Genomic DNA, 13,419 nt, shown 5'->3' with positions numbered 1-13,419 from the left:
TTCCGTTCCCGTTGTCGCCTTACGCGGGGTGGGTGAAGGACGGCTCCTCCGGCTCCGGCACCTCGTAGTCCCGTTCCCAGCCCTCGCATTCGAGCTTGAGGCTCTGAATGGCGACCGCGTTGGCGTTGGCGTCCAGCTCGCCCAGCACCTGGTATTCGCTGGGCCAGGCCCGGTAGAGCTTGTGCGAGACGGCGACCTGGCCCGCCTCGTTGAGGACCTGGACCACGATATCCTTGCGGAAGTCGGCGAGTGAGACCTCGGAACCGAGTCCGGCGCCGACCTGCCAGACCTTGTTGGCCCAGCGGTCGAATTCGGGGTCGTGGGTGACCCCCCGCTCCAAGGTCACTCCCTCGAATTCGGAGCGGCCCGGGGACTTTCGGGGTGAGCTGGGGTCTCCGCCGTGCCGGTGTTTGACGACTTCGGTGGTGCGCTTCAGCGGGCTGATCTTGCTGATGCCAGCGACCGTACGACCGTCCCAGAGGACCAGAAACTTGAAGTTCTTGTACGGGTCGAAGCGATGGGCGTTGATCTGAAACTCTGCCATCACATTCCTAAATCTCGAACTGTCCGGCCATCTGCTGGATCTTGACGATCACGAACTCCGCGGGCTTGACCGGCGCGATGCCGACCACCACGTTGACGATGCCGCCCGCGATGTCCTCGTCGGTCGTCGTGTCCTTGTCGCACTTCACGAAATAGGCCTGGCGCGGGGTGGTGCCCTTGAAGGCGCCCTTCTCGAAGAGTGTGTGCAGATACGCCGACGCGCTGAGCCTGATCTGCTGCCACAGCTGCTCGTTGTTGGGCTCGAAGACCACCCACTGGAGTCCGCGGCGCAGGCTCTCCTCGATGTGCAGGGCGAGCCGCCGGACCGGTACGTACTTCCACTCGCTGTCGGACGCGTCCGAGCCCTCCAGCGTGCGTGCGCCCCACACCAGTGGGCCCACCAGGGGGAGGGTGCGCAGGCAGTTGATGCCGAGGGGGTTGAGCAGCCCGTTCTCGCGGTCGGTCAGCTTGACGGTGAGCGAGCACACCCCGGCGAGCCGCGCGTCGGTGCCGGCCGGGGCCTTCCAGACGCCGCGCTCGCCGTCCGTACGGGCGATGACGCCGGCGAGCGCGCCGGACGGCGGGAAGGAGCGCAGCCGGCCGGTGAGCGGGTCGGTGAGCTGCAGGTGCGGGAAGTACAGGCCGGCGTGGTTGCCGCGCACGGGCTCGAACGCGGCGATCCCGGCGCGTGCGGCGTCCACGCTGCCCCAGGCGGAGGGCGCGTCGACGAGCAGGAAGATCCGGCGTTCCTGGCAGAGCAGCTGGGCTGCCGAGATGACGGTGACCATGTCGTCGACGGACTCGTACGAGGCGAGTTCCGGCAGCGACAGCAGGTTGACGTCCTCGATGTCCCGCAGCGCCTGGAGGCCGGTCTTGCGGGCCTCGCTGCCGGTGAGGTCGCGGGGGCCGGGCAGGCCGCCGTCCTCGCCGCCCGCGAGCGGGAAGACGGGCGGATTGACGGAGGCTTCGAGGCCGAGGTCGTTGGCGCACTCCCCCAGGAAGCGCACGACATCGTCGGGGTCGACGGACCCGGCGACGACCTGGAGGCGGCGGCCGAAGGCGGTGACCTGCGCTCCCGCGTAGGCGTGCTGGCCCGGGGCGTCCGGCAGCGCGCGCAGCTTGTGCTCGAGGAGCAGGGCGAGTTCGGTGACGCTGCAGGGCGCCTCGCCGTCGTGGTCCGGGTCGTAGAGCCTGAACTCGCGCTCGACTTCGCCGATCTTGACGGTCAGCTCGACGTTCAGGCCGGGGAGTTCGGCGGCGAACTGTTTGGACACGGTGCCGGACGGGTCGGGGCGGCCTTCGCCGACGACCTTGACGCGGATCAGGCCGGAGCCGGAGCCCACGACCGTCTCGACGTAGCGGCCGTGGCTCGCGTCCATGGACAGGCCCGCGAAGGTCTCGCGAGCGGTGCCGCGGGCGTCGAGCACGTGGAGGTTGAAGGTCTCCTCCGGGCACCTGGTGTCGTAGTCGACGGCCAGCCGCAGCCCGGAACCCCACACGCCGGGCTCCTTGGCGTGGACTTCGAGCACGGGGCACTCGCTGTGCCCTTCGGTGGAGTGGAGCGTGACGCAGGCCGCCTTGCCGGTGCCGGCCTTGGCCACGCGCACGATGACGGCGACGGCCCCGCCGTTGCCGAAGAACTGGTGCACGGCGTAGCCGACGGCGCTCTGCGAGGTGAGGCCGCCGAAACGGCGTTCGAAGTCGGCGAAGCTGGTGATCCGCACGGGTGTGTTCAACGGACCCCGGCGGGTGTGCCCTATGAATGCGGTGACCGATGTGGTGACCGAGGCGACGGTACGTACGCTGCCGGGAAGTTCTTCGACGTACACGCCGGGATAGCCCGCTTGTGTCGGCATTCCCCCTCCATTCTCTGCGCGCATCAAGAGATGAGGGGAGGAAGTGGAGAAAGCGCGGGCACGTGCTGTTTCACGCACACACTTCCACCATCAGTTCCCCCGTCGCACACCCCCCGCGAAATCGGTATCGCGAGACCCAGCGCGTCGCTTGCTGCCCCTGATGCATGAGTGCCTCTTGGAGTTTCGAACGCGACTGAATGATGGTCAAGAAGACTTTCCGGCCATCTCACACAGCAACGAGCCAGAGGGTGAACTCGGCCGATGTCGCCCGAACGAGAGTCACATAAACGGACGTATCACACTTCACCATGCATGATCAATTTTTCGGCAGGCGCGCCGAGGTGACGGGAACAAGCCGAATAACCTGCCCCTCGGCGCGCCAAATTGTGACCATGAAGTCGCCGGGATAAAGCCTCGGAAAAGGATCATGGCGGCGCCCGATTCAGGGAATGGGGGGCACCCTCAGTGGTCCGACCAATGGCACATGTGAAATGACGCCGTGATGCTTCTCAGGCGTCCTGCGGATACCAGCGCAGTTCCACGGTGTTGCCGTCCGGGTCCCGGACATAGAGGGAGAGCGCGGTGCCACGGGCGCCGAAGCGCTCGCCGGGGCCGTCCAGCACCGTGAAGTCGCCGGAGTCGATGACCTGCTGCCAGTCGAGCGGCTCGACCACCAGACAGAGGTGGTCGACGTTGGAGCCCTGCGGCCGCCCGTCGGGGGCCTCGACGAGGTCGATGAGGGTGGTGGGACTCACCCGGACGGACGGGAACGAGACCTCACCCGCCCGCCACTCCCCCACCCGCACCGGCTCCAGGCCCAGCGGGCCGGTGTAGAAGGCGAGCGAGCGTTCGACGTCGGCGACGTTCAGGACGAGGTGGTCGAAGGCGATCACGCGCATGGGTGTCTCCTCGGGTTCGGGGCGCCGGGGGCGCCGGTGGGTGGTACGGGGCGCCAGCCGGGTCCGGTGGCGCGCCGCTCACTTCAGCATCGCCGGACCGGCATCCATCGGTCCAACACATGCTTGTCATGCGATCCATCGTGTTTCACGATGGATCGCATGGACCTCCAGCAGATGCGCTACGTCCTCGCGGTGGCGGAGACCACGAGCTTCACCCGTGCCGCCGAGCGGTGCCACATCGTGCAGTCCGCGCTCAGCCACCAAGTGGCGCGACTGGAGAAGGAGTTGGGCGCCCGGCTGTTCGAGCGGACCAGCCGCCGGGTGCGGCTGACCCCCGCCGGGGAGGCGTTCCTGCCCGCCGCCCGGCAGGCCCTGGAGGCGGCCGAGCGGGCCCGGGCGGAGGTGGCGGCGGCCACCGGCGAGGTACGGGGCAGGCTGGCCGTCGGCTCGATCCCCACCGTGGCGGCCGTCGACCTCCCGGCGGTGCTGCGGGACTACCGCCTGCGTTACCCGCAGGTGCGGATCAGCCTGCGGACGGGCCCCAGCGAGGAACTGATCGAGCAGGTGCGCGACGGCAGGCTGGACGCGGCGTTCCTCGGCGTGCAGCCCGGTTTCCGGCCCCAGGGCGTACGTGACCAGGAACTGGACCACGGCCAGCACGTCGCCGTGGTCGCCCCGGGCCATCCGCTCGCCACGGAACACGAGGTGGACCTGCGCGTCCTCGCCGACGAGGTGTTCGTGGACTTCGCCGACGGCAGCGCCGCCCGCGCCCAGTCGGACGAGGCGTTCGCGGCGGCCGGTCTGCGGCGCGAGGTGGCCTTCGAGGTGTCCGGCGTCGAGTTCATGGCCCGGTTGGTCCGCCACGGACTGGGCATCGCCCTGCTGCCCGCCACGTTCGCCGCCGAGCTGCCCGGCCTGCGGAGCGTGCCGGTCACGGGCGCGCCGGTGCGGGTGGAGCGCCTGGCCTGGAGCCGGTTCACCCCGTCACCCGCGGCCTCCGCCTTCCTCGCCCTGCTGGGCGTCGACGCGTCGTCTCCGGCCTCATGACGGGGGCGTCCGGTCACGCGGGTGGCCAGGACGCGAGGCTCCAGGAGCGCCGTGCTGTTCTCCCACACCCCGAGGGGTACGGTCAGCGCGGTTGCCGTTCAGCGTCGGGGCGGCTGGAGGCGCGTCATGCGGTCGAGGTCGCCGGTGAGCAGATCGCGATGGCTGATGGTGAAGTCCGCGTTGGGCAGGGTGTGCCCTTCGCCGTAGTACCGGCCCATGACGGCCGCGGGGAGGAAGCTGCGCAGGCTGTGGCGCATGGAGGCCGGGTAGTCGACGGGTTCGCCCCAGCCGGAGGGGGCCTGGTCGGTGGAGAGCAGGACCCAGTGGTCCAACGGCACGGTGGCATCGAGGTCCGGCGCCGCCCCGGTGTGGCTGTCCAGCGCGGGCACGGTCAGCTGGTCGGGGTCGAGGGGCGGGTACCACAGCAGCAGGGGCTTGGCACGTTGCGCGTCGGCGTTGTCGAAGCAGCACACGGCGATGGTGTGGTCGGGAAAGTGGTCCGCGTAGAAGCGCAGGAGGCGCGGGTCGAGGCGTGGGCGCCGCCGTGCCAGCACCTGGTACAGAGCGGTGGGGATCAGGGTGGGGTCGGCGGCCAGGAGCACCGTGTAGACGTCATGGTCGAAGACCTGGACGGGCGGCGGTTCCGCGCCCATCCACACCATGTCGTCGACGGCGGCGGTGGTGGGTTCGACGGCGGCGACCATGCGTTGCAGCACGTCGCCGGTGCGTCCGGCGGAGAGGAAGTGGCCGGGGGTGAGCTGGCGCGTGGGCAGGTGCAGCAGCATGGCGTTCGGGCCGTCCGCCAGGTTGACGGCAGTGTTCTGGTAGCCCAGGACGTGGATGAGGCCGTGCACGGGATGGCGCTGCCGCCCGCAGTACACGATCGTGCCGGAGAACGCGGCCTCACCTGTCGAAATGCACATGGCGGCAACGTACCGCCTCCGCCGGCTCGTCCGGCTGCCGCGCGAGGGAAATCGGTAGCATCGCGGTGACCGACCACGGCCAGCCCGCCCCCGAAGGAGTGCCGACGTGCGACTCAGCCCGCGAACCGTGCGTGAGATCGATTCGCCGATGGGCGCGACCTACGCGCTGCTCGCGGGGCGCGGCGGGGAGCGGGCGCTGCTCGATCTGGCCCAGGCCGCGCCGAGTTACCCGCCCGCGGACGAGATGATCGAGCACGTCGCCGCGGTCGCGCACGAGCCGAACGGCGCCGCCTATGTGCCGAGCCCCGGGCTGCCCCGGCTGCGGGAGGCCTTCGCCGCCGACCTCGGCCACGGGTACGGGAGCCCGGTGGGGGCCGACCAGATGGTGGTCACGGCGGGCTGCAACCAGGCGTTCTGTCTCGTGGCCCAGGCGCTCACCGAGCCGGGCGACGAGGTCATCGAAGTCCTGCCGTACTACTTCAACTACGACATGTGGCTGCGGATGAACGGCGTCGTGCCGCGCTACCTGGAGCCCGGGCCCGACCTGGTGCCCCGCCCGGAGGCGGCCGAAGCGCTCATCACGCCGCGCACCCGGGCGATCGTGCTGGTCACCCCGGGCAATCCGAGCGGTGTCACGATTCCGCCGGAGGTGCTCACGGGTTTCTACGAGGTAGCGAAGCGGCACGACATCGCGCTGATCCTGGACGAGACCTACCGCTCGTTCCGCGACACCGGGGATCCCGCGCACGAGCTGTTCGCCGAGCCGGACTGGGCGGGCACCCTGGTGAGCCTGCACAGCTTCTCCAAGGACCTGGCCATTCCGGGCTACCGGGTGGGCGCGGTTGTCGCGTCGCCGGAGCTGAACCGCGAGGTGATGAAGTTGCTCGACTGCGTGGCGATCTGCCCTCCGCGGATCGGGCAAGAGGCCGCCTGGGCCGGGCTGGCCTCGGCCCAGGAGTGGCGGCGTGCGCGCGCGGACGAGGTCACCGACAAGCGGCGCTGGCTGGAGAGCGTGATGGCCGACCGGCCGGGCGGTTTCGAACTGCTGAGCCGCGGAGGGTTCTTCGGGTGGGTCCGCCATCCCTTCGCCGGGCGCGCCACCGACGACGTCGTACGCGACCTCGTCACCCGCTACGACACGCTCGTCATCCCGGGCACCGCCTTCCTGCCCGACGACCGCCAGGTGTTCCGGGTCAGCTTCGGCAACGTCGACCGCGCCGGGCTCACCGAATTCGCCGGGCGGCTCCAGCTGATGGCCAAGGATCTGACGCGCTGATGTGGCTTCTGTGCGCGACAACTTGACACACCGTCACCCGTGCCTTGTCGTAATACCCGCACAAGGTCGAACGACCTCGCACACCCCCACGCATCACGAGGAGTACGGGACATGACGTCGTTACCCCGCCCCAGACGCCGGGCCCTGGCCGCCGCCCTGGCGGCCGCCACCTTCACGATGGCCGCCCCGGCCATGGCGCAGGCCGCCGCCCCCACGAAGGCGCCGATATCCGCCCAACAGCGGGTGCCCCAGGCCGCGTTGGCGACCATCACCTGGTCGCTGCAGAAGGCCCCGAACCCCACCCCGGACCAGCAGGACGCCTACAACCGGATCACCTCGGCCATGAACGCCGCGGTGGCCCGCTACAACAACCTGAGCGACCTGGGCAAGAACATCACCGTGCAGTACAACCCGGGTGTCCCCACCGCGGACGGCAACATCAACGGGACCATACGGTTCGGCAACCGCGCCTATATGACCGAGCGCACCGCCCTGCACGAGATCGCGCACACGATCGGCGTCGGCACGAGCGGGCGTTGGGCCTCGCTCACCAGCGGCGGCACCTGGCAGGGCGCGGAGGCCAACCGGCTCGTCCGGCAGTACGACGGCGCCAGCGCCAAGCTGTCCGCCGGAGGCGGCCACTTCTGGCCGTACGGCCTGAACTACGACAACGAGTTCTCCCAGACCGCCGCCGACCGGCACGTCAACATCGTCGCCGCGATGGTACGAGACGGCCTGTAGCCCGCCATCCATCCCCGGCCGCGGCCCCCGCCGATGACGTAGCGGAGTTGGGGGCCGCAGTGGCGTTCGCCGGTGAGCCGTCCGGTAGTCGAGTGCTTCGTCGGCGCCCAGGCCGCGGCCGAAGTCGAGGTTTCTCACCCCCGCGAGAGCGACGACGTGGGCACCGTACAGCTTGCCGATCCGCACCCTGACGCTGCCCACGACTCCGCTGCCTCCGCGCACCAGGAGTCGCTCACCAGGTTTGATGAAGGCCTTCTCGCGCAGAGCGGTCACCGCCGTGATCCCGGGCACGGCCTGTACGCACTCTTGGAGAGGATGTGCACCACGCAGGTGACCGACCGTGGCTTCGCCCCCGTATTCCTGGCCGGGTTCCGGCGCCCTTCAGTAACGCTCTGCGTGCCAGACCGAGGAGGGCTCAGCCGAGGAGGTCCAGGACGGGTGCGAGCCCTGCCGGGCGCTGGTCCACCGGCAGGTGGTCGACGAAGTGCACCGCGCAGCCCAGTGCCCGCGCGCCGCCGTCCGCGGTGCGGTCGTCGCCGACCATCAGCACCTCGGAGGGGGCGAGGCCGAGCGTGTCGCAGGCGGCCTGGAAGATGGCGGGGTCGGGCTTCTGCGCGCCCAGCTCGTAGGAGAGCACGTACGCGTCAACCAGTCCGTCCAGTTCATGCGCCCGGAACACCGGCCGCGGGTCCCAGCCGATGTTGCTGACCACGGCCACCGGGATGCCGCGTCGGCGCAGTTCCCGCAGCGTTGCCTCGGTGTCCGGGTAGGGCCGCCACGCGGCGGGGGTCTTGTGGCGGTCGTAGAGCGCCCGTACCAGTTCGGTCGTCGGCAGACCGGCCTCCGCGATGAGCGCCGAGTAGGCGGCGCGGTGCTGATGTGCGCTCAAGTCCCGTGCCCGATAGAGGGACTCGAGGTGCGGGGGAACGCGCAGGGGTGCCGGTTCGCCGGGAAGTGCTCCGTACTCCGTCAGCTGTCGCACCCAGTCGGAGAACGTGTCGCCGTCCGTGGGGACGGCGGCCTCCGCCAGGACGGCGCCAAGCCATTCCGTGACCGACTCGACGCGCATCAGCGTTCCGGAAAAGTCGAACATCACTCCGTTGGCCATGCCGCGATGGTAAGCCCGCCGCGCGGCGTTACGATGCGGCGATCTTGATGCGGTCGCTCTCGTCGTCGGACAGGAACGACGACAATGCCCGGCCCTCCTCCATGACGGCCGTGCGCTCGGCGCGGGTGAAGCCGCGCAGCGGGGTGACGGTCACGGTGTCCGCGTCGGCGGTCCAGGTGGCGGCGACCCGGCCGTCCACCAGCACCACACGGGCGCCCGCGACGGACAGGCCCCGGTGGGCGTCGTCGATGATCCGGCCGCGGTCGTGATAGCCGAGGATCGCGTTGTCGAACGCGGGGAGGAACCGCACCGGCGCGGGAGTGTCGGGGTCGGGGCGCGGCGCGTCGGGCAGGTCGAGCAGTTCGCGGCCGCGCGCGTCGCGGAAGGTGACCAGCTCCGCGCGGACGGCGGCCACCGCGGCGGGCAGTCCGGCGAGGCCGCACCAGGCGCGCAGGTCGGCCGAGGCCGCGGGGCCGAACGCGGCCAGATAGCGGCGTACCAGTTGCTCGCCGACCGGGTCGGTACCCTCCGGAGCGGGCGGCTCGGGCTGGCGGTCCAGCCAGCGGGCGAGCGGGGTGTTGCGCACGCCCGACTTCACGCGCCACAGTCCGCGCGGCGGCAGCTGCACGACCGGGACGAGGGCGGCCATCACCATCTCGCCCAGTGCCCGCGTACCGACCGTGGGCCAGCGGTCGGCGAGCGCGCGTGCGACCTCGGGCATCGAGCGGGGCTCTCCGTCGGCCAGCACCGCGCGGCCCGCCGCGGCGAGTTCGCCGAGGTCGACGCCGTCGAGTTCGGCGCGGTAGACGCCCAACACCCGCTGGCGCAGCATGGGGTCGTGGCGGGACCGCCAGGCCAGGGCGTCGTCGGCGGTGACGAGGTGAACGGTGCGGCGCATGAGGTGGGTGCGTACCACGCTCCGCCCGGTCAGCAGGGCGTCCAGTGCCGCCGGGTCGAAGGCGCGCAGCCGCGACCAGAGACCGGTGAACGGTTCCTGTGGCTCCTGCGCCTGCAGACCGCCGAGGTGCGCGACGGCGTCGCGTACGGGTACGTCGGCGCGGTCGAGCAGCGACTGCCGGGCCAGCGTGGCGCGGCCCAGCGCCCGGGTGTCCAGAACGGTCATCGTGGCGCGTGTTCCCTTCGGTTCCGTGGGTGCGGAACGCACGATCTCAGGAGATGCGGTCAGGGTGTGACCGCATCTCCTGAGGTATCGGCGAGGGATTCGCCGCTACGGGATCTCCGGGGCGCGGTACTCGTTCATCGCGTCGATGAGCCAGCGCGCCAGGTAGTCGGCGAACGAGGACCGTGGGAGCAGCCGGTACGTCGGCGCGTCGTCGACCTGCCAGAGCAGCACCGCGACCGGACCCACCGTGGTCGACACCGCCCGGCCGGGGCCGAAGTCCCGGGGGTGCAGGTCCAGCGGGCAGCCCTTCTCCAGCACCTGCCGGGCGGCCGGGCCGCTCAGTTCCAGGGTGGTGCGGTTCGCCGAGAGGTCCACCACCGAGCCGGGGTCTCCCGCGAGCGCTTCCCGCAACTCGGTGGCCACGGAGGGCCCGTCGGTCCGTGACACCACGAGCCACTCGTCGGGGCCGAGCCACAGGACCGTGTGGGGCCCGGAGGCGGCGGTGTGGCCGCAGCGCTGCGGGAGCGGCGCCCCCAGGGTCTTGCCGATGCGGTCGGCGGCGTCGGATGCGGGGGCGACGCGCAGGTTCACCATGGTGAGGAACGGCCACTCGGCGAGCCGGACGCCACGGGCGCCGGTGACGGCGGCGGCGCGCATCCGCGTCTCCAGATGGGACAGGGGGCTGCGGCGCAGGTGCACCGGGCCGGGGGCGGTCAGCTCAGCCATCGCGCTTGGTCCCTTCGGGGTCGTAGAGGACGGAGTCGGCCACCAGGACGGGCACCAGCTCCTCGCCCACCGGGGCGAGCAGGGTCTGTCCGATCCGCTCCCGCCCGCCCGCGACGAGGGCGAGGGCGAAGGGGCGGCCGAGGGCCGGGCTGTGGTAGCTGGAGGTGACGTGGCCGAGCATCGGTACGGGCACCGTGTCCAAGGGGACGTCCGGCGCGATGAGTTGGGCGCCCTCGGGCAGCCGGGTCGTGCCGTCGCTCGGCAGCAGGCCGACCAGCTGTTTGCGGTCGGTGCGGGCGGTGTCGGCGCGGGCGTAGGACCGCTTGCCGACGAAGTCCTTCTGTTTGGACACCACCCAGGACATGCCCGCGTCCCCAGGGGTGACGGTGCCGTCGGTGTCCTGGCCGACGATGATGTAGCCCTTCTCGGCGCGCAGGACGTGCATGGTCTCGGTGCCGTACGGGGTGATGTCGTACGGTCGGCCGATCGCGTACACCTCCTCCCACACCGCGTGGCCGTACCACGCGGACACGTTGATCTCGTAGGCGAGTTCGCCGGAGAAGGAGATCCGGCAGATGCGGGCCGGGACGCCGGAGGCGAGGGTGGTCTCGCGGAAGGCCATGAAGGGGAACGCGTCGGCGGACAGGTCGAGGTCGGGCGCGAGCTGGCCGACGACATCACGGGACCGGGGGCCGACGACAGCGATGGTGGTCCACTGTTCGGTCACCGAGGTGCAGTGGACGTCGAGTTCGGGCCACTCGGTCTGCAGCCACTCCTCCAGCCAGTCCAGGACCCCGGCGGCGCCGCCGGTCGTGGTGGTCATGAAGTAGCGGTTCTCGTCCAGGCGCAGCGTGACACCGTCGTCGAAGATCATGCCGTCGGGCTTGCACATCACGCCGTAGCGGGCCATGCCGGGCTTCAGCTTCTTGAAGCCGTTGGTGTAGATACGGCCCAGGAACTCGCCCGCGTCCGCGCCCCAGATCTCGATCTTGCCGAGGGTGGTGGCGTCCATGAACGCCACCCCGTCACGGGCCGCGCGGCACTCGCGGGCCACGGCCGTGTCCATGTCCTCGCCGGGCCCGGGGTAGTACCGGGGGCGCTTCCACTGCCCGACGTCCTCGAACACCGCGCCGTGTTCGACGTGCCAGCGGTGGATGGAGGTCGTGCGCTCCGGGTCGAACAGCTCGCCGCGCTCACGCCCGGCCAGGGCGGCGAAGGCCACCGGCGTGTACGGCGCCCGGTAGCTCGTGGTGCCGATGTCGCCGGGTGACGCGCCCGTGCCGAGGGCCTGGGCGATCACCCCGATGGCGTTGACGCCGGACGTCTTGCCCTGGTCGTTGGCCGTACCGAGCGAGGTGTAGCGCTTGACGTGCTCGACACCGCGCATACCGGCGCCGACCGACCGCCGGACGTCGGCGACCGTCACATCGCGCTGCAGGTCCACGAAGTGGGTGTCCCAGGTGGCGGATTCGCCCCCGGGCGCGGGGACCAGCCACAGCGGGCGCACCGGGCCGATCTCGGAACGCGCCTCGTCGGACGTCGGCACGGGGACCGGGAATCCGGCGTCCGTCGCGGCCCGCGCACCGGCCCGCGCCCCTTCGGCCAGACAGCCGTCGAGGCCGTACGTCCCCCTGGCCGCGCCGACGACCCGCTGGTCCCGTACGGTGCCCTCGGGCACGAAGGCGGCCAGGTCGTCGTCCCAGCGCAGCCTGCCCTGGCGCTGGCTGTGCAGGTGGACCACCGGGGTCCAGCCGCCCGAGACGGCCAGCAGATCGCAGTCGAACAACTCCATTTCGGAGCCGGTGAGTTGGCCGTCGCCGTCGAGGGCCTGGACGGTGACGCCGGTGAGGCGGTGCTCGCCCGAGGTGGCCACCACCGCGCTGCCCGTAAGCACCCGCGCCCCGGTGGCCACGGCCACTTCGGCGGCCCGGTGGGACAGTGCGGGGCGCGCGTCGGCCACCGCGGCGATGTCGACTCCGGCCGCGTGCAGATCCGCGACCGTGTCGTAGGCGCTGTCGTTGGTGGTGCTCACCACGGCCCGGGTGCCCGGCGCCACGGCGTACCGGTTGAGGTACGTGCGCACGGCCGCGGCGAGCATCACCCCGGGCCGGTCGTTTCCGGCGAACACCAGCGGACGTTCGTGGGCGCCGGTGGCCAGGACCACCTGGCGGGCCCGGATGTGCCACAGCCGCTGGCGTGAGACCCCGTCGGACGGCTGGGGGGCGTCGGTGCCGAGGTGGTCGGTGCGGCGCTGCACGGCCAGCACATAGTTGTCGTCGTAACTGCCGAACGCGGTGGTGCGCCGCAGGACGACGACCTCGGGGGCGGCGTCGAGGGCCGCGCCGGCCTCGGCGGCCCAGGCGAGGGCGGTCCGCGCACCAACCGTCTCGGTACGCCCGGCGAGCAGCGAACCGCCCGGTTCGGGCTGCTCGTCGAGGAGGATCACCCGGGCTCCTGCGTCCGCGGCGGCGGTGGCGGCGGTGAGCCCGGCGGGCCCCGCGCCGATGACGAGGACGTCGGTGTGGACGTACTTCTTGTCGTAGACGGCAGGGTCGGGCGCCGGGTCGAGGCGGCTCATCCCGGACAGCGTGGTGGCGGACAGGCCGTCGTACAGCTCCGCCGTCGTGGCGGGCAGCATGCCCTCCGCGCACGGGCCATCGATCCGCAGCAGGGCGTTGGGCTCCTCGACTCCCGCGGCGGCGATGCCGCGCGGGCGGCCTCGGTAGATCGACGGGGCGACCTCCACGAGCCCGTTCGCCAGCATGGCCGAGGCGACGGTGTCCCCGGGGTGGCCGGTCAGCTCCCGGCCGTCGAGGGTGAACCGCAGTGTGGTGGCGCGGTCGATACGGCCCCCATGAGGGAGCCGGAAACGCTGGGTCATCGGTTCCCTCCGGCCTGGGGCAGTGCGGGGCGGGGCTCGTCGAGCCGGTAGGTGGCGAGCACCTGGTAACTCGTGGTGTCGCGCAGGGCGTTGAACCAGCGGCGGCAGCCGGTGCCGTGCATCCACCGCTCGGCGAAGGGTCCCTTGGGGTTGTCGCGGTAGAAGACGTACGCGGCCCACTGCTCGTCGGTGAGGTCCGTGGTGTTTCCGGGGTAGGGGACGTGGGCCTGTCCCCCGTAGTGGTATTCGGTCTCGTCGCGAGGACCGCACCATGGGCAGGTGATCAGCAGCACGGT

General features: G+C 71.2%; 12 protein-coding genes and 1 pseudogene. 3 read left to right on the top strand and 10 right to left on the bottom strand.

The window, feature by feature from the left end:
• Positions 1–19: 19 nt before the first annotated feature.
• From ACFV9T_RS33660 to ACFV9T_RS33650, 3 genes are all read right to left on the bottom strand, one after another.
• Positions 20–544: a phage tail protein gene (locus ACFV9T_RS33660; protein WP_055554563.1), complete on the bottom strand. Its 525-nt coding sequence runs from the start codon at positions 542–544 to the stop codon at positions 20–22.
• Positions 545–551: 7 nt separating this feature from the next.
• The gene (locus ACFV9T_RS33655; RefSeq protein ID WP_385446298.1) at positions 552–2,399 is read right to left on the bottom strand and encodes a phage tail sheath family protein; all 1,848 of its coding nucleotides are present in this window, start codon (positions 2,397–2,399) and stop codon (positions 552–554) included.
• Between the two features lie 509 nt (positions 2,400–2,908).
• Positions 2,909–3,298 carry a VOC family protein gene (locus ACFV9T_RS33650; protein WP_385446297.1) on the bottom strand — a complete coding sequence of 130 codons (390 nt, stop codon included), beginning with the start codon at positions 3,296–3,298 and terminating at the stop codon, positions 2,909–2,911.
• Positions 3,299–3,457: 159 nt separating this feature from the next.
• On the opposite strand from ACFV9T_RS33650, the gene ACFV9T_RS33645 reads away from it, so the two are divergent.
• Complete coding sequence (locus ACFV9T_RS33645; protein ID WP_385446296.1) at positions 3,458–4,345, top strand: LysR family transcriptional regulator; 888 nt, start codon at positions 3,458–3,460, stop codon at positions 4,343–4,345.
• A 98-nt stretch (positions 4,346–4,443) separates the two neighbouring features.
• On the opposite strand, the gene ACFV9T_RS33640 is transcribed toward ACFV9T_RS33645, so the two are convergent.
• Positions 4,444–5,268 carry a hypothetical protein gene (locus ACFV9T_RS33640; RefSeq protein ID WP_385446295.1) on the bottom strand — a complete coding sequence of 275 codons (825 nt, stop codon included), beginning with the start codon at positions 5,266–5,268 and terminating at the stop codon, positions 4,444–4,446.
• A 106-nt stretch (positions 5,269–5,374) separates the two neighbouring features.
• Between ACFV9T_RS33640 and ACFV9T_RS33635 the strand changes: the two genes are divergently transcribed.
• Positions 5,375–6,544 (top strand): aminotransferase, encoded by a 1,170-nt coding sequence (locus ACFV9T_RS33635; RefSeq protein ID WP_385446294.1) that lies wholly within the window; start codon positions 5,375–5,377, stop codon positions 6,542–6,544.
• Positions 6,545–6,655: 111 nt separating this feature from the next.
• Positions 6,656–7,285 (top strand): hypothetical protein, encoded by a 630-nt coding sequence (locus ACFV9T_RS33630; protein ID WP_385446293.1) that lies wholly within the window; start codon positions 6,656–6,658, stop codon positions 7,283–7,285.
• Positions 7,286–7,363: 78 nt separating this feature from the next.
• Here ACFV9T_RS33630 and ACFV9T_RS33625 read toward each other — a convergent pair.
• The 6 genes and pseudogenes from ACFV9T_RS33625 to ACFV9T_RS33600 all read right to left on the bottom strand — a co-directional run.
• A pseudogene (locus tag ACFV9T_RS33625) lies at positions 7,364–7,570 on the bottom strand (NAD(P)-dependent alcohol dehydrogenase); the annotation flags it as partial.
• A 130-nt stretch (positions 7,571–7,700) separates the two neighbouring features.
• On the bottom strand, positions 7,701–8,393 hold the full coding sequence (locus tag ACFV9T_RS33620) for an HAD family hydrolase (protein ID WP_385446292.1): 693 nt from the start codon (positions 8,391–8,393) through the stop codon (positions 7,701–7,703).
• 28 nt (positions 8,394–8,421) lie between these two features.
• Positions 8,422–9,516 carry a winged helix DNA-binding domain-containing protein gene (locus tag ACFV9T_RS33615; protein WP_385446291.1) on the bottom strand — a complete coding sequence of 365 codons (1,095 nt, stop codon included), beginning with the start codon at positions 9,514–9,516 and terminating at the stop codon, positions 8,422–8,424.
• Positions 9,517–9,621: 105 nt separating this feature from the next.
• Positions 9,622–10,242 (bottom strand): sarcosine oxidase subunit gamma, encoded by a 621-nt coding sequence (locus ACFV9T_RS33610; protein ID WP_385446290.1) that lies wholly within the window; start codon positions 10,240–10,242, stop codon positions 9,622–9,624.
• Positions 10,235–13,123 carry a sarcosine oxidase subunit alpha family protein gene (locus ACFV9T_RS33605; RefSeq protein WP_385446289.1) on the bottom strand — a complete coding sequence of 963 codons (2,889 nt, stop codon included), beginning with the start codon at positions 13,121–13,123 and terminating at the stop codon, positions 10,235–10,237. The genes ACFV9T_RS33610 and ACFV9T_RS33605 overlap by 8 nt, the downstream gene beginning before the upstream one ends.
• Positions 13,120–13,416 (bottom strand): sarcosine oxidase subunit delta, encoded by a 297-nt coding sequence (locus ACFV9T_RS33600; protein ID WP_385446288.1) that lies wholly within the window; start codon positions 13,414–13,416, stop codon positions 13,120–13,122. The genes ACFV9T_RS33605 and ACFV9T_RS33600 overlap by 4 nt, the downstream gene beginning before the upstream one ends.
• Positions 13,417–13,419 lie beyond the last annotated feature (3 nt).

The sequence above is a fragment of the Streptomyces sp. NPDC059850 genome (genome assembly GCF_042731515.1).
GTDB lineage: Bacteria > Actinomycetota > Actinomycetes > Streptomycetales > Streptomycetaceae > Streptomyces.
The sequence above is the reverse complement of the archived record's forward strand: the minus strand, read 5'-3'. Positions and strand labels throughout refer to the sequence as shown.

Excerpts from the sequence above, each read along its gene's own strand:
- ACFV9T_RS33660 (WP_055554563.1), bottom strand. The coding sequence starts at position 544 with ATGGCAGAGTTTCAGATCAACGCCCATCGCTTCGACCCGTACAAGAAC.
- ACFV9T_RS33655 (WP_385446298.1), bottom strand. The coding sequence starts at position 2,399 with ATGCCGACACAAGCGGGCTATCCCGGCGTGTACGTCGAAGAACTTCCC.
- ACFV9T_RS33650 (WP_385446297.1), bottom strand. The coding sequence starts at position 3,298 with ATGCGCGTGATCGCCTTCGACCACCTCGTCCTGAACGTCGCCGACGTC.
- ACFV9T_RS33645 (WP_385446296.1), top strand. The coding sequence starts at position 3,458 with ATGGACCTCCAGCAGATGCGCTACGTCCTCGCGGTGGCGGAGACCACG.
- ACFV9T_RS33640 (WP_385446295.1), bottom strand. The coding sequence starts at position 5,268 with ATGTGCATTTCGACAGGTGAGGCCGCGTTCTCCGGCACGATCGTGTAC.
- ACFV9T_RS33630 (WP_385446293.1), top strand. The coding sequence starts at position 6,656 with ATGACGTCGTTACCCCGCCCCAGACGCCGGGCCCTGGCCGCCGCCCTG.
- ACFV9T_RS33620 (WP_385446292.1), bottom strand. The coding sequence starts at position 8,393 with ATGGCCAACGGAGTGATGTTCGACTTTTCCGGAACGCTGATGCGCGTC.
- ACFV9T_RS33615 (WP_385446291.1), bottom strand. The coding sequence starts at position 9,516 with ATGACCGTTCTGGACACCCGGGCGCTGGGCCGCGCCACGCTGGCCCGG.
- ACFV9T_RS33610 (WP_385446290.1), bottom strand. The coding sequence starts at position 10,242 with ATGGCTGAGCTGACCGCCCCCGGCCCGGTGCACCTGCGCCGCAGCCCC.
- ACFV9T_RS33605 (WP_385446289.1), bottom strand. The coding sequence starts at position 13,123 with ATGACCCAGCGTTTCCGGCTCCCTCATGGGGGCCGTATCGACCGCGCC.